Origin of the sequence: Amycolatopsis sulphurea, assembly GCF_002564045.1 — a bacterium.
GTDB classification, from domain to species: domain Bacteria; phylum Actinomycetota; class Actinomycetes; order Mycobacteriales; family Pseudonocardiaceae; genus Amycolatopsis; species Amycolatopsis sulphurea.
Window position 1 is genome coordinate 1,584,425 of sequence record NZ_PDJK01000002.1, and the last position, 17,449, is coordinate 1,601,873.

The 17,449-nt window shown below is 68.7% G+C and carries 20 protein-coding genes and 3 tRNA genes; 3 read left to right on the forward strand and 20 right to left on the reverse strand.

Annotation, left to right across the window (positions count from 1 at the left end):
- Position 1: 1 nt before the first annotated feature.
- The 9 genes from ATK36_RS13345 to rplJ all read right to left on the reverse strand — a co-directional run bounded on the left by ATK36_RS13345 (position 2) and on the right by rplJ (position 8,622).
- Complete coding sequence (locus ATK36_RS13345) at positions 2-1,180, reverse strand: MCE family protein (protein WP_098511648.1); 1,179 nt, start codon at positions 1,178-1,180, stop codon at positions 2-4.
- Complete coding sequence (locus ATK36_RS13350; protein WP_098511649.1) at positions 1,177-2,163, reverse strand: MCE family protein; 987 nt, start codon at positions 2,161-2,163, stop codon at positions 1,177-1,179. The genes ATK36_RS13345 and ATK36_RS13350 overlap by 4 nt, the downstream gene beginning before the upstream one ends.
- Complete coding sequence (locus tag ATK36_RS13355) at positions 2,160-3,191, reverse strand: MCE family protein (RefSeq protein WP_098511651.1); 1,032 nt, start codon at positions 3,189-3,191, stop codon at positions 2,160-2,162. Before ATK36_RS13355 ends, ATK36_RS13350 begins: the two co-directional genes overlap by 4 nt.
- The gene (locus tag ATK36_RS13360; protein WP_098511652.1) at positions 3,188-4,528 is read right to left on the reverse strand and encodes an MCE family protein; all 1,341 of its coding nucleotides are present in this window, start codon (positions 4,526-4,528) and stop codon (positions 3,188-3,190) included. The genes ATK36_RS13355 and ATK36_RS13360 overlap by 4 nt, the downstream gene beginning before the upstream one ends.
- A complete protein-coding gene (locus ATK36_RS13365; RefSeq protein ID WP_098511654.1) occupies positions 4,525-5,361 on the reverse strand; it encodes an MlaE family ABC transporter permease in 837 nt (278 codons plus the stop codon). The genes ATK36_RS13360 and ATK36_RS13365 overlap by 4 nt, the downstream gene beginning before the upstream one ends.
- Before the next feature lies 1 nt (position 5,362).
- The gene (locus ATK36_RS13370; RefSeq protein WP_098514859.1) at positions 5,363-6,115 is read right to left on the reverse strand and encodes an MlaE family ABC transporter permease; all 753 of its coding nucleotides are present in this window, start codon (positions 6,113-6,115) and stop codon (positions 5,363-5,365) included.
- 38 nt (positions 6,116-6,153) lie between these two features.
- A complete protein-coding gene (locus ATK36_RS13375) occupies positions 6,154-7,320 on the reverse strand; it encodes an ABC transporter ATP-binding protein (RefSeq protein WP_098511655.1) in 1,167 nt (388 codons plus the stop codon).
- Between the two features lie 311 nt (positions 7,321-7,631).
- Positions 7,632-8,018 carry a 50S ribosomal protein L7/L12 gene (gene rplL, locus ATK36_RS13380; RefSeq protein WP_098511657.1) on the reverse strand — a complete coding sequence of 129 codons (387 nt, stop codon included), beginning with the start codon at positions 8,016-8,018 and terminating at the stop codon, positions 7,632-7,634.
- A gap of 49 nt (positions 8,019-8,067) precedes the next feature.
- Positions 8,068-8,622, reverse strand: a complete 555-nt coding sequence (rplJ, locus tag ATK36_RS13385; protein WP_098511658.1) for a 50S ribosomal protein L10 — start codon at positions 8,620-8,622, stop codon at positions 8,068-8,070.
- A gap of 320 nt (positions 8,623-8,942) precedes the next feature.
- On the opposite strand from rplJ, the gene ATK36_RS13390 reads away from it, so the two are divergent.
- Positions 8,943-9,890, forward strand: coding sequence for a hypothetical protein (locus ATK36_RS13390; RefSeq protein ID WP_098511660.1), 948 nt, complete (start codon positions 8,943-8,945; stop codon positions 9,888-9,890).
- Between the two features lie 6 nt (positions 9,891-9,896).
- Here ATK36_RS13390 and ATK36_RS13395 read toward each other — a convergent pair whose 3' ends face one another.
- The 6 genes from ATK36_RS13395 to ATK36_RS13420 all read right to left on the reverse strand — a co-directional run bounded on the left by ATK36_RS13395 (position 9,897) and on the right by ATK36_RS13420 (position 13,677).
- Complete coding sequence (locus tag ATK36_RS13395; RefSeq protein ID WP_098511662.1) at positions 9,897-10,706, reverse strand: alpha/beta fold hydrolase; 810 nt, start codon at positions 10,704-10,706, stop codon at positions 9,897-9,899.
- A gap of 69 nt (positions 10,707-10,775) precedes the next feature.
- Positions 10,776-11,495 (reverse strand): 50S ribosomal protein L1, encoded by a 720-nt coding sequence (gene rplA / locus ATK36_RS13400; RefSeq protein ID WP_098511663.1) that lies wholly within the window; start codon positions 11,493-11,495, stop codon positions 10,776-10,778.
- Positions 11,496-11,699: 204 nt separating this feature from the next.
- On the reverse strand, positions 11,700-12,134 hold the full coding sequence (gene rplK / locus ATK36_RS13405) for a 50S ribosomal protein L11 (RefSeq protein WP_098511665.1): 435 nt from the start codon (positions 12,132-12,134) through the stop codon (positions 11,700-11,702).
- A gap of 82 nt (positions 12,135-12,216) precedes the next feature.
- Positions 12,217-13,068: a transcription termination/antitermination protein NusG gene (nusG, locus tag ATK36_RS13410; RefSeq protein WP_098511666.1), complete on the reverse strand. Its 852-nt coding sequence runs from the start codon at positions 13,066-13,068 to the stop codon at positions 12,217-12,219.
- A gap of 69 nt (positions 13,069-13,137) precedes the next feature.
- Positions 13,138-13,572: a preprotein translocase subunit SecE gene (gene secE / locus ATK36_RS13415; protein WP_141544426.1), complete on the reverse strand. Its 435-nt coding sequence runs from the start codon at positions 13,570-13,572 to the stop codon at positions 13,138-13,140.
- Positions 13,573-13,604: 32 nt separating this feature from the next.
- Positions 13,605-13,677, reverse strand: a tRNA-Trp gene (locus ATK36_RS13420).
- 414 nt (positions 13,678-14,091) lie between these two features.
- Between ATK36_RS13420 and ATK36_RS13425 the strand changes: the two genes are divergently transcribed.
- On the forward strand, positions 14,092-14,997 hold the full coding sequence (locus tag ATK36_RS13425; RefSeq protein WP_098511669.1) for a TIGR03619 family F420-dependent LLM class oxidoreductase: 906 nt from the start codon (positions 14,092-14,094) through the stop codon (positions 14,995-14,997).
- 62 nt (positions 14,998-15,059) lie between these two features.
- The gene (locus tag ATK36_RS13430; protein ID WP_098511671.1) at positions 15,060-15,965 is read left to right on the forward strand and encodes an SGNH/GDSL hydrolase family protein; all 906 of its coding nucleotides are present in this window, start codon (positions 15,060-15,062) and stop codon (positions 15,963-15,965) included.
- A 16-nt stretch (positions 15,966-15,981) separates the two neighbouring features.
- Here the strand turns inward: ATK36_RS13430 and ATK36_RS13435 are convergent, their stop codons facing one another.
- The 5 genes from ATK36_RS13435 to ATK36_RS13455 form a co-directional block, all read right to left on the reverse strand.
- Complete coding sequence (locus ATK36_RS13435; protein WP_170069720.1) at positions 15,982-16,383, reverse strand: MaoC family dehydratase; 402 nt, start codon at positions 16,381-16,383, stop codon at positions 15,982-15,984.
- A complete protein-coding gene (locus ATK36_RS13440; protein ID WP_170069721.1) occupies positions 16,380-16,829 on the reverse strand; it encodes a MaoC family dehydratase N-terminal domain-containing protein in 450 nt (149 codons plus the stop codon). The genes ATK36_RS13435 and ATK36_RS13440 overlap by 4 nt, the downstream gene beginning before the upstream one ends.
- Before the next feature lie 110 nt (positions 16,830-16,939).
- The gene (gene rpmG, locus ATK36_RS13445) at positions 16,940-17,104 is read right to left on the reverse strand and encodes a 50S ribosomal protein L33 (RefSeq protein WP_005152047.1); all 165 of its coding nucleotides are present in this window, start codon (positions 17,102-17,104) and stop codon (positions 16,940-16,942) included.
- Positions 17,105-17,153: 49 nt separating this feature from the next.
- Positions 17,154-17,226, reverse strand: a tRNA-Met gene (locus tag ATK36_RS13450).
- Positions 17,227-17,375: 149 nt separating this feature from the next.
- Positions 17,376-17,448, reverse strand: a tRNA-Thr gene (locus ATK36_RS13455).
- Position 17,449: the final 1 nt, after the last annotated feature.

Here is a 17,449-nt window from a genome sequence, read left to right on the forward strand (position 1 = left end):
CTCAGCTCCCCGTCCCGTAGACCTGGCCCTGCAACGGAAGCGGCAGCGGGGGCAGCTTGCCGTTTTCCATCGCCTGCACGGCCTGCGCCACCGAGGGCAGCGGGACCAGCTTGTCCACCAGCCCGGCGATCCCGTCGCAGGCGGAGCCGAGCAGCTGCTTGGTCACGTCGGTCTGCTTGAGCAGGCCGCAGACCATCACCAGCGGCGGCTGGGTCAGCTCGTTGAGCAGCGGCCGCGCGTCCAGCGTGCCGGACGAGCCGTTGTACGCACCGACCACATTGGACAGTGCGACCGGCGCGATGTCCAGGATCTCGGCCAGCGAACCGCGCTGGTCCACCAGCACCTTGGTGACGCTGGCCAGCTTGTCCACATTGGACTTCAACCGGCCGCGATTGCGCTCGATGAAGCCCTGCACGGTCTGCAGCGTGGCGCCCAGCTGTTGCACGGTCGCGGCGAGATCGTCCTTCTCCCCCGCCAGGAATCCGCTCACCCCGGCCAGCTGCTCCTCGAACTGGCGGACCTGCCCGTCGCTGTTGGCCAGCGACTGCGAAAACCGGCCGAGGTTCTGCACGGTCTGGAACAGGTCGTCTTTGTTCCCGGCCAAAGTGCCGGCGGCCTGGCCGAGCTTGCTGATCGTGTCGTGCAGGGCCTGTCCGTTGCCGTCCAGGTTCTTCGCCGCGGTGTTGAGCAGATCCGACAGTGAACCGTTCTTGTTCGCGCCGTTCGGGCCGAGCGTCTCACTCACCCTGGCGAGGCTGGCGGCGAGCTGGTCCACCTCCAGCGGCACCTCGGTGCGGTCGAGGCCGATCACCGCGCCGTCGGAGATCCGCGCACCGCCGGTGTAGGCCGGGGCGAGCTGCACGTACCGGTCGCTGACCAGCGAGGGGGCCACGATCAGCGCCTTGGCGTCGGCGGGCACGGGCACCGAGCGGTCGTACTCCAGATCGACCCGCACCTGATTGCCCATCGGCTGGACCTTGGTCACCGTGCCCATGTCGACGCCGAGCATGCGCACGCTGTTGCCCTCGTACAGCCCGACCGTGCCGGCGAAGTAGGCGGTCAGGTGGTTGCGGCCGGCGTCCTTGAGGGTCCACCAGAGCCCACCGGCGATCAGGAGCGCGAGCACGATCGCGATGGTCACGCCACGCGCGAGCGACTGGCCGAAGCGGGTGTCCGTCATTTGCCGTAGCACCCCTCCGGGTTGAGCGGGCCGACCGAGGGCAGCACCAGTCCGCAGATGTAGTTGTCGAACCAGCGCCCGGTGCCGATGGTGTTGTTGAAGACCCGGATGAACGGGGCGAACTTGGCGATACCCTGCGCCAGCGAGTCCTGGTTGCGCTGCAGCATCGAGGTCAGCTGGTCGAGCTGGGTGAGCACCGGGCCGAGCTGCTTGTCGTTGTCGTCCACCAGGCCCTGCAGCTGGGTGGCCAGCGCGCGGGAACCGTCGAGCAGGGCACGGATCGCCTGCTCCCGCTTGGAGATCTCGTCCAGCAGCTGATTGCCGTCGGTGAGCAGCTTCTGCACCTCGGCGTCCCGGTCCACCAGGGTCTGCGACACCTGACGGGTATTGGACAACAACGTGGACAGCTGCGAATCCCGTTTGGCGATGGTGTCCGACAGCTTCGACAGCCCGGACAGCGCGCCCTTCACATCCTGCGGCGTGTTCGCGAAGGTCTGGCTGATCGCGTCGAAGCTCTGCGCGAGCTGGCCGGTGTTGATGTTGTCGACCGTCTGCGACAGCCCGCGGAAGGCGTCGAGCACGTCATACGGGGACATCGTGCGATCCCGCGGGATCGGCTGGGCCGGGTCGAGCATGCCCGCGCCTTGCGGGTCGAGCGACACGTACTTCTGCCCGAGCAGGGTCTTGATCTTGATCGCCGCGGTCGTCTTGTCGCCGAGCCAGGCGTCCTTGACCTTGAACGAGACCTTGACGCTGGCGCCGTCCAGCTTGATCTCCGACACCTTGCCGACCTTGACCCCGGCAACGCGCACGTCGTTCTCCGAGGTCAGCCCGGCCGCCTCGGAGAACTCCGCGCTGTAGGTGGTGCCGCCGCCGATCACCGGCAGATCGTCGGAGTTGAGCGCGGCGATGAAGCCGAGCGTGATCACCGCGATCCCGATCAGGGCGATCGGGATCGGATTGCGCTTCTGGAACGACTTCATCCGGTGCACCTCTCCCGCGTGGAGGGCATCAGCGGCACGTTGATCTCCTGGTTGATCAACGGCGGCAGCGAGACACTCCCCTTGACCTCGCAGGCGTAGAAGTTGAACCACGAGCCGTAGTCCGCGGTCTTGGTCAGCGCGGCCGCCTTCTTCGGCAGGAACTGGAGAAAGTGCTCGACCAGGGGTTCGTTCTGGTTCAGCTTCGTGGTGAGGCCGCCCAGCGCGGAAATGTCGTCCTTGAGCGGCCGGCGCGCGTCCTCCAGCAGCCCGGCGGTGGTGTTCGCGAGGGTGCCGAGGCCCTCGATCGCGTCGCCGATCGGCTTGCGGTCCGCGGCCAGCCCGGACACCAGCTGCTGGAGGTTGACGATCAGCGTGTTCAGCTGCGGGGTGTGCGCGTTGACCGTGTCCAGCACCGTGGTGAGGTTGTCGATGACCTCACCGATCACCTGGTCCTTGTTCGCGATGGTGGTGGCCAGCGAAGCGGTGTGCGACAACAGGCTTTCCACCGTGCCGCCTTCGCCTTGCAGCACCTGGATGATCTCGTAGGACAGCTTGTTCACGTCGTCCGGGTTGAGCGCGGTGAACAGCGGTTTGAAGCCGTTGAACAACTCGGTCAGGTCCAGGGCCGGAGTGGTGCGTTCGAGCGGGATGTCGCCGCCCGGCTGGAGCGTGGCACCGGAGGAGTCGCTGCCCTCGCCGAGCGAAACGTAACGCTGGCCGACCAGGTTGCGGAACTTGATCTGCGCGGTGACCCCCGCGGGCAGCGTGCGCCCGGAGTCCACCTCGAAGTCCACCTCGGCCTGGCGCTTGTCGACGATCTTCACGTCCTTGACCTGGCCGACGCGCACCCCGGCGATGCGCACGTCGTCGTTCGGCAGCAGCAGCGTGGCGTCGGTGAACCGCGCCGAGTAGTCGTTGGTGCTGGAGGTGTCGATGTTCGCGATGCTGATCCCGAGCACGGTCGTGCACAGCACCGTGACCACCACGAAGATGCTCAGCTTGAGCAGCGGTGCAAGCAGGCCCCTCACTTGACCCTCACCTCCGCACCCCGGTACAGCGGGCCGACCAGCAGCGAGCCCCAGCCCGGGAACCGGCTCTGCGACATGCCCAGCTCCGGACCGATCAGCGCACCCAGGAAGTTGTTCTCCGCGGCCGAATTCGCCGGGTTGCCGCCCGCCGCGCCACCGCCGTCGAAACCACCGGAGTCGGCCTTGAAGCTGGCCGGGTTCACGCCCTGGCCCACCGAATTCGGCGAGGTGGGGTGTTTCGTGCCGTCCTTGAGCGGACCGTCCGGCGGCTCCTGCGGGAACGGGTTCTGCGCCGGGTCGAGGTCGTAGCAGCGCGGGCCGCGCTTGTCGTCCGCCCGCGGCTCCTCACCGGGCTGGTAGGCCCCGCGGTTCACCACGATTTCGAGGTTCGCGTGCAGGCCCGGCTCGTTGCTGCCCTTGCCGAGCGCCTTGTCGATCACCGGGACCATCTTCGCCATCTGCCCCATCACGCACGGGTACTCCGGCGCGTATTTGGCCAGCAGCTCGGCCGTCGGGCGCGCGGTGTGCGCGAGACTGATCAGGTTCTGGGAGTTGGCCTGCAGGAACGCCTGCAGGTCCTGCGAGGCGGTGGTGAGGCTGCCGTAGAGGTTCGACAACTGCTGCTGCTCGTCCACCACCGTGCGGGTGGTGGTGCTCAGATTGTCCAGGCTCTGCACCAGATCCGGGGCGGAGGAGCCGAGATGATCGGAGAACTCCGCGAGCGCCTTGAGGTCGTGCTGCAGCTGGGGCTCGTGCGGATTCAGCTCGCCGAGGTAGTCGCCCAGCTGCGACAACGTCTCACCCAGCGGCTTGCCCCGGCCTTCCAGCGCGGTGGAGATCGCGGTCAGTGTGCTGGACAGCTTCTGCGGCCGCACCGCCTGCAGCACCGGCATCAGATGGGCCAGCGCCTGTTCCAGCTCGACCGCGCTCGACGTCCGGTCCTGCGGGATCACGTCGCCCTGCGCGAGGCTCTTCGCCGCCGGATCCTGCGGGATCTCCAGCGAAACGTAGCGCTCCCCGAACAAGGTCTTCGGCAGGAACCGCGCGGACACGTTCCGCGGGATCAGGTCCACCGAGTCCGGGTTCAGGTCGAGAGTCAGCTCCGCCCCGGTGGGCGTCGCGCTGATCGACTTGACCGTACCGACAATCAGCCCGCGCACCTTCACGTCCGATTGTTCGAGCAGCTGGTTGCCGATCTCGCCGGCCTCCAGCTTCACCGTGACGAACTTGGAGAAAGCCTTGTCGTACAACGCGATACTGAGCGCGATCCCGCCCACCAGCAGGGCCACCAGGAGCAGGCCGAGCAACCTGCGACGCAGCGTCGCGCCCGCGCTCATCCGGCGATCCTCACCGTGACATCGGTCCCCCAGATGGCGAAACCGATGAAGAAGTTCACGATCGAGACCGTGACGATGGACAGCCGCACGGCCCGGCCCACGGCCACCCCCACCCCGGCGGGCCCGCCGGTGGCCCGATACCCGAAGTAGCAGTGGGAAAGGATGATCAGGACGCTGAAGATGAGCACCTTGATGAACGAATAGAGCACGTCCTCCGGTGGCAAGAACAGATCGAAGTAATGATCGTAGGTACCCGCCGACTGACCGTAGATATAGATGACCACCAGCCGCGAAGCCAGATACGAGCTGAGCAGGCCGATGATGTAGAGCGGGATCACCGCGACGAACCCGGCGATGATCCGCGTGGTGACCAGATACGGCAGGCTCGGCACACCCATCACTTCGAGCGCGTCGATCTCTTCGGAGATACGCATTGCGCCCAGTTGCGCGGTGAAACCGGCGCCGACCGTCGCGGACAAGGCCAGCCCGGCCACCAGCGGCGCGATTTCCCGGGTGTTGAAGAACGCGGTGAGAAAGCCGGTGAACGCCGAGGTGCCGATCGAGTTCAGCGCCGAGAAGCCCTGGATACCGACGAGCACCCCGGTGAACAGGGTCAGGCCGACCATCACACCGACCGTGCCGCCGATGACCGCCAGCGAGCCGGACCCGAAGCTGACCTCGGCCAGCAGCCGCAGCACCTCCCGCAGATACCGGCGCAGCGTCCGCGGAACCCACAGCAACGCGCGGCCGTAGAAGGACATCTGGTCGCCGAGCGCGTCCAGCGTCTCCAGCGGCCGGTGGGCCAGCCGCTTCGCACCCGCGATGAACGTCATGTCAGTCCAGCTTTCCGGGCACGATCTGCAGGTAGATCAGGGTGATCACGAAGTTGACCACGAACAGCAGCAGGAACGTGATGACCACGGACTGGTTCACCGCGTCCCCGACGCCCTTCGGGCCGCCGCGCGGGTGCAGCCCGCGGTAGGCGGCGACCACCGCGGCGAGGAAGCCGAAGATCACGGCCTTGAGTTCCCCGACCCACAGGTCGGGCAGCTGTGCCAGCGCGGAAAAACTGGACAGGTAAGCGCCCGGGGTACCGCCCTGCAGCACCACGTTGAACAGGTAACCGCCGAGCACGCCGATCACGCTGACCATTCCGTTGAGCAGCAACGCAACCAGCATCATCGCGAGCGTGCGCGGCACGATCAGGCGCTGGACCGCGGACACGCCCAGCACCTCCATCGCGTCGATCTCCTCGCGGATGGTGCGCGCGCCGATGTCGGCACAGACCGCGCTGCCCCCCGCGCCGGCCACCAGCAGCGCGGTGACCAGCGGGCTGGCCTGCTGCACCGTGGCCAGCACCGAACCGGCCCCGGTGTAGGACTGCGCGCCCAGCTGGCGGGCCAGCGCCCCGAACTGGAGCGAGATGACCGCACCGAACGGGATCGCGACCAGCGCGGTGGGCAGGATCGTCACGCTCGCGACGAACCACGCCTGCTGGATGAACTCCCGGAACTGGAACGGGCGCTGGAACATGCCCCGCACGATGTCGAGACCGAGAGCGAAGAGATTCCCGGTCTCCCGGAGCATGCCGTAGCCGGGGAATTTCGCCGGGGACGCCGGAGAGCTCACGCGCCACCCTGCCCGTGCCGTGGCGGCCCGCCGGCACTGCCCGGGATGCGGGCGACCTGATCGGCGGGCAGCCGGCCCTGGTGCTGGTCCGGCACCGGCGTGTCGAGACCGGGCAGCTGCTGGGCGTCCTCCGGGCCGGGCCGGTGCGCCGGAGCCTGCGGCCGCACGTCGTAGTGGTGCTGTTGCTCCGGGGTGAGGGATTCGATGATGCCCTCCTGCGCGGCAGGCGGCAGCGTGTGCAGGATCCCCATCACACGGTCCATCCGGCGCCGGGCGCCCGCGCGTTCCGGAACCCCCGGGCTGACCTGCATCTGCGGCACGACCCCGCGCACGTCCTCGTTCAGCGTGTCACCGTGACCCGCCTCGGCCTCGGCCGCCTCGCGCGCCATCGTCGCGGAGTCCTTCTCCTCGGACATCCCGATCGGACCTTGCTTGCGCCCGTTGAGAAATTGCGCCACCACCGGCTCGTCGCTGGTCAGCAGCACCTCGCGCGGGCCGAACATGACCAGCTCCTTGCGGAAGAGCATGCCCAGGTTGTCCGGCACCGTGCGGGCCAGGTTGATGTTGTGCGACACGATCAGGAAGGTCGCGTCGATCTGCGCGTTCACGTCCAGGAACAGCTGCGAGATATACGTGGTGCGCACCGGGTCCAGACCCGAGTCCGGCTCGTCCACCAGAACGATCTCCGGATCCAGCACCAATGCCCTGGCCAGCCCGGCCCGTTTGCGCATTCCGCCGGAGATCTCCCCCGGCAGCTTCTTCTCCGCCCCCGCCAAACCGGTCATCTCCAGCTTTTCCAGCACGATCCGGCGGATCTCGGTCTCCGACTTCTTCGTGTGCTCCCGCAACGGAAACGCCACGTTGTCGAACAGATTCATCGAACCGAACAACGCGCCGTCCTGGAACAGCACCCCGAACAGTTTGCGGATCTCGTACAGCTTGTGCTCGGAACAGGTCACGATGTCCACGCCGTTGATCACGCAGCGCCCGCGATCGGGCTTGAGCAGGCCGATCATCGACTTCAGGAACACCGATTTGCCGGTTCCCGACGGGCCGAGCATCGCCGAGACCTCACCGGGCGGCAGGGTCAGCGTCACGTCCCGCCAGATGGTCTGCCTGCCGAAGGACTTGGTCAGACCTTCGATGACCACCTCGGCACCCATCGCACCTCCTGGAGCTGTTCCGCGTCGTTCGCGGGGTGGCGCCCGCGCCGCCCTCGATCTCCGCGTCAACCAGGTGCAACGAGCGCGGGGCGAACAGGTTACTCACCAGTTTTGCCGTCTGACCTGCCCCGCCGGTGCCCCCCCCCCCCCGGGCGGGAGATTGGTTCCGGTGACCGATGGCAGCACGGTAATGCACGTCACCCGGTGCCGCACAACCAGTCGGTCCACCCCGCGAACACACGAAAAAGGGGCGGGCATCCGGTGGATGCCCGCCCCTTTTCGGTGCTGCGGTAGGCGCTACGCGCCCGAGATCACTTGATGGCGATCTTGGCGCCCGCGGCCTCGAGCTTCTCCTTGGCGGCGTTGGCGGCGTCCTTGTCCACCTTCTCCAGCAGCGCCTTCGGGGCGGCCTCGACCAGCTCCTTGGCCTCCTTCAGGCCCAGGCCCGAGACGACCTCGCGGACGACCTTGATGACCTGGATCTTCTTGTCACCGGCGGACTCGAGGACGACGTCGAACTCGTCCTGCTCCTCGACGGCGGCCGGGGCGGCGGCACCCGGGGCAGCGGCGACGACGGCGGCCGGCGCGGCGGCGGTCACGTCGAAGACCTCTTCGAACTCCTTCACGAAGTCCGACAGCTCAAGGAGGGTCAGCTCCTTGAAGGCGTCGATCAGCTCGGCGGTGCTCAGCTTCGCCATGATGGCTTCCTCTCAGAAAAACGAACGAGACGTTCGGGGTGGGGGTGGTTCAGCTCTCGGCGGGTGCTTCGGCTGCTTCGGTACCGGTGGCGTTGCGCTGCTTGTCCTCCAGCGCGGCAGCCAGGCGGGCGACCTGGGACGCCGGCGCCTGGAACAGCGCGGCGGCCTGGGACAGCTTCGCCTTGAACGCGCCCGCTGCCTTGGAGAGCAGCACCTCACGGCTTTCGAGGTCGGCGATCTTGCCGATCTCGGCCACGGACAGCGCTTTGCCGTCCATGTAGCCGCCCTTGATCACAAGCGCGTTGTTGTCCTTCGCGAAGTCGCGAAGCGCCTTCGCGGCGTCGACCGGCTCACCCTTGACGAAGGCGATCGCGGTGGCACCGACGAACAGGTCGTCCAGACCCTGGACACCGGCGTCCTCGGCGGCGCGCTTGACGAGGGTGTTCTTCGCGACCCGGTACTTGGCACTGGTGCCGAGAGCGCGGCGCAGCTGGGACAGCTGGGACACGGAGAGGCCGGTGTACTGGGTGACAACGGTGGCCGAGCTGCTGCGGAAGCTCTCCGCGATCTCGGCGACGGCCGCCACCTTGTCGGGCTTCGCCATGGTCGCCTCCTCTCTTGGCTAGTGGTGACCACTGGCCGGAGAAGGCACCCGAAACGACAGAACGCCCACACGCAGCAGGGCGCGGGGCGTCGTAGTGAGCACGGAATGCTCGAGCCTCGTTCCTCCTGCGCGGGCCGCCGCATCGTGACGCGGAACCTTCGCTCCTCGCACCCTGGGGTGTCCGGAGAACCAGCGGTCTTCGGTAGAACCAGGAACAAGAATACTCGACGGCTCGGCAAGGGTTCCCCGGACCCCCCGTTCGACCTGCGACGACCCGCCCTGCCGCTGGAAATCACCGGCCCGGCAGGCATCATGGTGACGTGGCGGAACAGCGCGATGACCGACAGCCGTTCGACAACCACCCCACCGGCGACCCGGCGGGCTCTCCGGCGAACCTGCCGCAGCCAGTGTCCCGCGCACAGCCACCGGCCCCGCCGCCGTCCGGCACCCCGGAGACCGACCCGGAACAGTACCGGCAGTTCCAGGAATTCCAGCGATTCCAGGAGTACCTCCGCTTCACCCAGGCACAGCAGGGCACCGAGCCCGCCGCGCTCGCGGACTCCGGCCTGGTCCCGGCCGGTAGCCGGCAACCGCAACCCCGGCAGGCAGGCCAGCCGCCCGCCCCTCCCGGCACCCCCGGCGAACTCGCGCCGTACGAGCAGCCGGGCCGCCCCCGCCGCGCAGTACCCCCCTGGATCAAGCGGCTGGGCGGGAAGGTCCTCACCTGGATCCTCGTGCTGGTCCTGATCGGCATCGCGATCAACTGGGGCTATCACAAGATCTTCCCGAGCGACGACGGCAAGACCTCCGCCCAGATCGCCGCCGAGGGCGGCGGGACCTACCACACGAATCAGATCCTGACCACGGCTTCACCCTTCGAATCAGTGCGCCGGGTCTACGACGGCATCGCCCAGCACGGTCCCGGGCAACGCAGCATGGTCGATCACGTCTGTGGCTTGTTCGACCAGGCGACCCAGCAGAAGTTCGCGGCCGATCTCGGCTACCCGAGCTGCGACGCGGCGGTCGAGGGCCTGCACGGCAAGCTCGATCCCGCGCCGGGATCGGCGGACGCCTACGCCGAGTCGATCTCGAAGCGGTCCGGCTGGCCACCAGGGGATCTGGTAGCGGTCAGCTCGTGCGACTTCACCATCACCGGCGGACCGGCGCTCGGGGACTTCACCATCAAACAGGTCGAGAAGGGCCAGTGGCTGATCGTCGGTCATCAGGCGCCGCATGCCTGCCCGTCGGCACCCAGTACGACCGGCTGAGCCTGCTCAGGCCAGTGAGCTGATCGCCAGCCGGGACTCACCGGTGTCCGAGTAGGCGAAGAAGTCCGCCAGTGCCGAGGCGAACGCCGGATCGGCCACCGCGGCCATGTGGTCGCCCGGCACGCGGACCAGGCGGGCACCGGCGATGGTGGCCGCGAGGCGTTCCGGGTTCGCCGCCAGCTCGTCGGATTCGCCGGCCAGCACGAGGGTCGGCACGGACAGCCCGGACAGCCGGATCGGTTCGTGCGAGGTGGCCCGCAGGACCGCGGCCAGCGCGGCCACGTCGCCGCCGGTGCGGCGGGCGAGGCGGCGGAACGGGCGGGCGGCGGGAAGCACGTCCGCGCGGTCCCGGGCGAGCAGGCCGGCCGCGATCTGCTCGCGGTCCACCACCCGGGCGTCGACCCCGCCGAAGTCCACGATGCCCGCGCCGACCCCGCCCACCGCGAGGCAGCGCACGCGCCGGTCGTTCGTGGCGGCCAGCAGAGCGACGATCGCGCCCATCGAGTAGCCGGCCAGCGACACCTCGGTCAGGTTCAACTCGTCGAGCAGGGCCGAGAGGTCCGCGGCCATCACGGATTCGCCATAGGCGGCCGGGTCGTGCGGCTTTCCGGAGGCGCCGTGCCCGCGCGCGTCCGGCGCGATCACGGTGAACCCGGCGTCGACCAGGGTGCGCACCACTCCCGGGCGCACCCAGGTGACCTCAGCGTCGGCCGCGAAGCCGTGATGCAGCACTACGGGACGGCGATGCCGGCCGTCGCCCTCCCACACCGTGTAGCTCAGCAGGAGCCCGTCGGGAGCGGTGAACGTCGTCGGCATGTCTCCATGAGACATGAAGAAAGGGTGGTCTCGCGTAAAGCGTGACCACCCTTTCCCGTGATGTCCGACTCAGACCGCGGCGTCCTCGGCGAGGAGGTTGCGGGTGCGCGACGGGTCGACCGGGATGCCCGGGCCCATCGTCGTGGTGAAGGTGATCTTCTTGACGTAACGGCCCTTCGCCGACGACGGCTTGGCCCGCAGGATCTCGTCCAGCGCGGCGGCGTAGTTCTCCACCAGCTTCTCGGTGTCGAAGGAGGCCTTGCCGATCACCAGGTGCAGGTTGGCCTGCTTGTCCACGCGGAAGTTGATCTTCCCGCCCTTGATGTCCGCGACCGCCTTGGTGACCGCCGGGGTCACCGTGCCGGTCTTCGGGTTCGGCATGAGGCCCCGCGGGCCGAGGATGCGGGCGATCCGGCCCACCTTGGCCATCTGGTCCGGCGTCGCGATCGCGGCGTCGAAGTCGAGCCAGCCACCCTGGATGCGCTCGATCAGTTCGTCGGTGCCGACCGCGTCCGCGCCGGCGGCCTCGGCCTCGGCGGCCTTGTCGCCGACGGCGAAGACGATGACGCGGGCGGTCTTACCGGTGCCGTGCGGCAGGTTCACGGTGCCGCGGACCATCTGGTCGGCCTTGCGCGGGTCCACCCCGAGACGCATCGCGACCTCGACGGTCGCGTCCATCTTCGACTTGGACGTCTCCTTCGCCAGCTTCGCGGCTTCGAGCGGCGCGTAGAGACGCGCCTTGTCGATCAGCTCCGCGGCCTGGCGGTAGGCCTTGCTGTGCTTGGTCATGCTTCTGTCCTTAGCTTGAGTGGATCAGTGTGGTGCCGAGCCGCACGCAGCTCTCCCACGGTGTTTGATTGCCGCGGCTTCGCCGCGGCGGCGAGATCGCCGGGAGCCGATTTCTTCCCTCCCGATTCACTCGGCCTGGGGGCCGATCGAATCACTCAGTCCAGAAATCGGCGCGACCTCGCGGGGGTGGTCACGGTCGAGAGATCAACCCTCGACCGTAATGCCCATCGAACGCGCCGTACCGGCGATGATCTTCGCGGCCTGGTCGATGTCCAGCGCGTTGAGGTCGGTCTCCTTGGTCTTGGCGATCTCGCGGACCTGGTCCCAGGTGACCTTGGCGACCTTGGTCTTGTGCGGCTCGCCGGAGCCCTTCTCCACGCCCGCCGCCTTGAGCAGCAGCTTCGCGGCCGGCGGCGTCTTCAGCTTGAAGTCGAACGACCGGTCCTCGTACACGGAGATCTCGACCGGGACGACGTCCCCGCGCTGCGACTCGGTCGCGGCGTTGTAGGCCTTGCAGAACTCCATGATGTTGACGCCGTGCTGACCCAGCGCGGGGCCGACCGGCGGCGCCGGGTTGGCGGCACCCGCCTTGATCTGCAGCTTGATGATCGCCGCAAGCTTCTTCTTCTTGGGTGGCATTACCTTGTGTCCTTCTAACTGACGTGAGTCCCCCGCACACCTGCCAGTACGCGGGGACTGCCGGCCGGTACTCCCCGGCCGGTCAGATCTTGGAGACCTGGCTGAACGAGAGCTCGACCGGCGTTTCCCGGCCGAAGATCGACACCAGGACCTTCAGCTTCTGCCCGTCGACGTTGACCTCGGAGATCGTGGCGGGCAGCGTGGCGAACGGGCCGTCCATCACGGTGACCGACTCGCCGACCTCGAAGTCCACCTCGACCGCGGAGCCACCGGACGGCGTCGCCGCGGCCTCGCCCTTCGCGGCCTTGGCCGGGGCTTCCTTCTCCACCTGCGGGGCGAGGAACTTGAGCACCTCGTCCACGGTCAGCGGCGACGGCCGCGAGGTGGCGCCGACGAACCCGGTGACGCCGGGGGTGTTGCGCACCGCGCTCCACGAGGCGTCGTTCAGGTCCATCCGGACCAGGATGTAGCCGGGCAGCACCTTGCGCTGCACCTGCTTGCGCTGGCCGTTCTTGATCTCGGTGACCTCTTCGGTCGGCACCTCGATCTGGAAGATGTAGTCCTCGACGTCCAGGGTGGTGGTCCGGGTCTCGAGGTTGGTCTTCACCTTGTTCTCGTACCCGGCGTAGGAGTGCACCACGTACCACTCGCCCGGCGCGGCCTGCAGTTCGGCGCGCAGCGCGGCGACCGGGTCGTCCGGCTCCGCGTCCGCGTCCGCGTCGTCGGTGACGGGCTCGGTCTCCCCCGCGGCGTCCGCGGTCTCGTCGCCCTCGGCGCCCTCGTCGGTGGCGGACTCGTCGACCTCGTCAGCCGCGGCGGGCACCTCGACGGGCTCGAGGTGGGCGGGCTCCTCGTCGCCGAGTGCCGCGTGCACCTGCTCGTCGGAAAGCTCGGTCAGGTCGCGACCGGCTTCTGTGCCGTTGTCGGAGGTCACGTTCCGTCCTCTCAGTTGATCACTTGCCGGGCTCGGGCAGGCCGGCCCGCGCGGCGCGCGCTGCGCCCCTCAGCCGAAGACCAGCCCGACGAGCTGCTTGAAGCCCAGGTCGAGCCCGCTGACGAGGGCCACCATGAACACCACGAACACCAGCACGACCGCGGTGTAGGTGACCATCTGCTTCCGGTTCGGCCAGATCACCTTGCGCAGTTCCGCCCAGACCTCGCGGACGAAACGCACGATCCGGGCGAACACCGAGGCCTTCTTCGGCTTCTGGTCCCGCTTGGGGGTGGGCGTGCCCTTGGCGTCGGCGGCGGGCTTCGCGACCTTGTCGCCCGCCTTGCCGGACGGCCGGGTCGAGCCCGGCCGGGCCGCGGACTTGCCGGCCGGTCGAGCGGTACCGCGGCGCTCGCGTCGAGCAGCCGCGGTGCTCGGGCGGGATTCGGCGCCGGACTCGCCCGGCCCCTCCTGCTCGTGCTCGCCGCTGGCGTCGCTGTCGCTCACGACCACTCCTCCGCTCCACCAGTTCCCGTACGCAGGGGTGACAGGACTTGAACCTGCAACCTGCGGTTTTGGAGACCGCTGCTCTGCCAATTGAGCTACACCCCTGTGGAACCCGGTCACCCCGGGCTCCGGTGGACGCATTCCATCGTCCCCACCATCCGGCGGGGACGACCGTAGTGCGCTCCGAGTTCCGAAGTCTACGGCAAGCCGGTTGGCGCCCCGCAACCGCGCCCCCTCGATCGGCGCGCCGCCGGTCCGCGGCCGCCGTCCCGGCCGTGCGACGAAAGTCACCCGATCGTGCGAGTATGAGCGCATGCACCGGTTTTCGATTAATCGCGAAAGCCCCGGCCGGACCGCTCGGCGCGCCGGGCGTACCCGGGCGGGCCACCGATCAGACCTCCTTGCGGACAAGCGAAATCGCCATCGCTCCACCGGATTTTCGCACTACGGCAAGGAGAACTCGGGCAACGCGGGGACGCAATGGTGCCCGGCAAGACAAATCCTGCCCGAGGAGACCAGATGAGCACCCTTCGGCTTGGACTCGCCCTGCCGCAATACGGACCCCTCGCGGACCCGGCGGCGATCGCCGGTTTCGCCGCCTCGGCGGAGGCTCTCGGCTACCACTCGCTGTGGGTCGGTGATCGGCTTCTCGCCCCGGTGGCTCCCTCTGACCGGTACCCGGGCGGCGGGACGGCGGAGCGGCCGTACCCACCGGAGTTCGCCCGGTTCGTCGACCCGTTCGTCGCGCTCACGGCCGCCGCGGGCGTCACCGAGACCGTCCGGCTGGGGTCGAGCACGCTCAGCGGCCCGCTGTACTCCCCGGTGCTGCTCGCCCGCACGGCGACCTCGCTCGACCTGCTTTCCGGCGGCAGGCTCGATCTCGGGCTCGGGCTGTCCTGGCTGCGTGACGAGTACACCGCCACGGGGGTGCCCTGGCGCGGCCGCGGCGCCCGGCTCGACGAGCTGATCGAGGTCCTGCGCACGCTCTGGACCGCCGACCCGGCCGGGCACCGCAGTGAGCGGTGGGAGATCCCGGACGCGCTGTTCGAGCTGCGCCCGGTGCAGCGGCCGCATCCGCCGGTGCTGGTGGGCGGCATGTCGGAGGCAGCCCTGCGCCGGGTGGGCAGGCTCGCCGACGGCTGGCTGCCCGCCCGGCTGCCTGCCGAGGTGCTGCGCCGGATGTGGGCCGTGGTCACCGAGGCCGCGGAGCGGGCGGGCCGCGATCCGGCGACGCTGAGGCGGGTGATGCGGATCAACCCCGCCCCCGGCGCGGCCTGCGCAAGCATCTCCGACGTGGCCGCCCAGCTGGCGGAGGCGGTGGCCGAGGGGTATCGGGAAGCGCTGGTGGACCTGCACTACCTGGCCAAGGACGTGGAGCACGCGCTGGAACTCGCGAACGAGCTGCGCTCGGCCGTCCGGGTCTGAGCGGCCTGTGATCACCCGGACGCGGGTCGTCGCCGGGGCTGAGGTGCCGGTAGAAACATGTCGTGGCGGCCAAGAAAAGCGGTGGGTGCGGATTACTGATCCTGGTCGTCGTGGCCGGTTTGCTGGGAGTCGGCTACTACAAGTCCAAGCACGGCTCGGCATCGGCCGAGCCGCCTTCCGGCGAGAGCACCGGCGGGGGCTCGGGCCGGTACGTGGCGCTCGGCGACTCGTACACTTCCGCGCCGCACACCGGTCATCAGGCGGGGACTCCGCCAGGCTGCAAGCGTTCCGACAACAACTACCCGCATCTGGTTGCGGCGAAGCTGAAGCCGGCCGAGTTCGTGGACGTCAGCTGCAGCGGCGCGACCACTGCGGACTTCACCTCCGCGCAGTCCACGAAGAACGGCACGAATCCGCCACAGCTGGACGCTGTCACGGCCGCGACCACGTTGGTCACCATCGGGATCGGCGGCAACGACGTCGGTTTCATCTCTCTGGCGCCGAGCTGTGTGACCGCGCACTCCGGCAGCGCGCCGTGCCGCGACCGGCTGACCGCGGGCGGCCACGACCAGCTCGCCGACCGGATCGCCACGGCCGGCAAGCGGGTTGGCACGGTGCTCGACAAGATCCACACCAAGGCCCCGAAGGCACGCGTGATCGTGGTCGGCTATCCCACCGTGCTCCCGGACGGCGACGGTTGCTGGCCGGTGCTGCCGCTCGGCGCCGGGGACGTCGGGTATCTGCGTGACGAGCTCGCCAAGCTGAACGACGAGCTGTCGGCTCAGGCCAAGTCCCACGACGCCGGATTCGCCGACACCGCCGAGGCGAGCAAGGGCCACGACGTGTGCACCGACTCGGGTACCCGCTGGGTCGAGGGCATCGTGCCCACCTCGTCCGCGGCCGTCCTGCACCCCAACGCGCGGGGTGAGGACGGCATGGCGGGCGTGGTGGAGTCCGTGGCCTCCTGAGCGTTCCGGGCCGTGCTCAGGCGGGGCGGACCAGTGCCTGCGGTTTGCCCAGTACGGTCTTGCCTTCGCAGGTGACCACCAGGTCGACGCGGGCGAGGCCGTCCTCGGTGAGCGCCCCGACCTTGCCGGTGAGTTCGACCAGCGCGCCTTCTTCGGTGTCCGGGACCACGACCGGCCGGGTGAAGCGGGTGCTGAAGTCGACCAGGCGGGCCGGGTCGCCGAGCCAGTCGGTGACCATCCGCCCGGCCAGCGCCATGGTGAGCATGCCGTGCGCGATCACGTCCGGCAGGCCGACGCCGGTGGCGAACCGTTCGTTCCAGTGGATCCGGTTGAAGTCGAGTGAGGCACCGGCGTAGCGGATCAGCTGGTCCCGGGTGATGTGGACGTGCAGCGGGGGCAGTTCGTCGCCGACGTTCACGCGTCCGCCCCCCGTACTACGAGCTGTGCGCGGGTGGCGCAGACGAGTTTGCCGTCGGCGTCGGTGATTTCCGCGTGGAGGTTGATGAAGTCGTTGCCCGCTCGGGCCATGATGCTCTCGATCCGGGCGGAGATCTCCAGCACGTCGCCGGCGTGTACCGGGCGTTCGTAGTGGAATCCCTGGTCGCCGTGGACCATCCGGGAGTAGTCGAGGCCGAGGGCGGGGTCCTCGACGATGCTGTTGATCTTCGGCAGGTTCAGCAGCGTGACGAAGGTGGGCGGGGCGATCACGTCCGGGTGGCCAGCCGCGCGCGCCGCTTCCGGGTCGCGGAAGAGTGGGCTGGGGTCGCCGATCGCGTCGGCGAATTCGCGGATCTTTTCCCGGCTCACGTGGTACTGGTCGTCCGGGGGGTAGTTCCGCCCGGTGAACGTCTGGTCCAAAGGCACCCGATGAGGCTAACCGACCGCGGCTGGTGCACGGCGGGGTGGCGGGAACCGCGAAAAGCCGCCCCGGCACCTGGCCGGGACGGCTTTCGTGAAGCGAGAACGAGTGTGCGTCAGCGGGTCTCTTTGTGAGTCCGGTGCGTACCGCAGTTCGGGCAGAACTTCTTCATCTCCAGGCGATCCGGGTTGTTGCGCCGGTTCTTCTTGGTGATGTAGTTGCGGTGCTTGCACTCCTCGCACGCCAGCGTGATCTTGGGTCGCACGTCGGTGGCAGCCACAGCGTTTCCTTCTCTCTCAGATCCGGGGGCCAGCCCCGTCGTTACCGCGTAGCGGTGGCCGGACTTGAACCGGCGACACAGCGATTATGAGCCGCTTGCTCTACCAACTGAGCTACACCGCCCCACCAACGCCCACCACCACCCCTCCCGACCACTGCCGGGGGTCCAGGGGGCTTGCCCCCTGGCGGGGGCCTGGGGGTCCGACCCCCAGATGGACGCCGCGAAGCGAGCCAGACCCGTGATTTCCACGGGTATAGCTCGCCCACTCGCGAGCCCCTTTACGGAATCGAACCGTAGACCTTCTCCTTACCATGGAGACGCTCTGCCGACTGAGCTAAAGGGGCC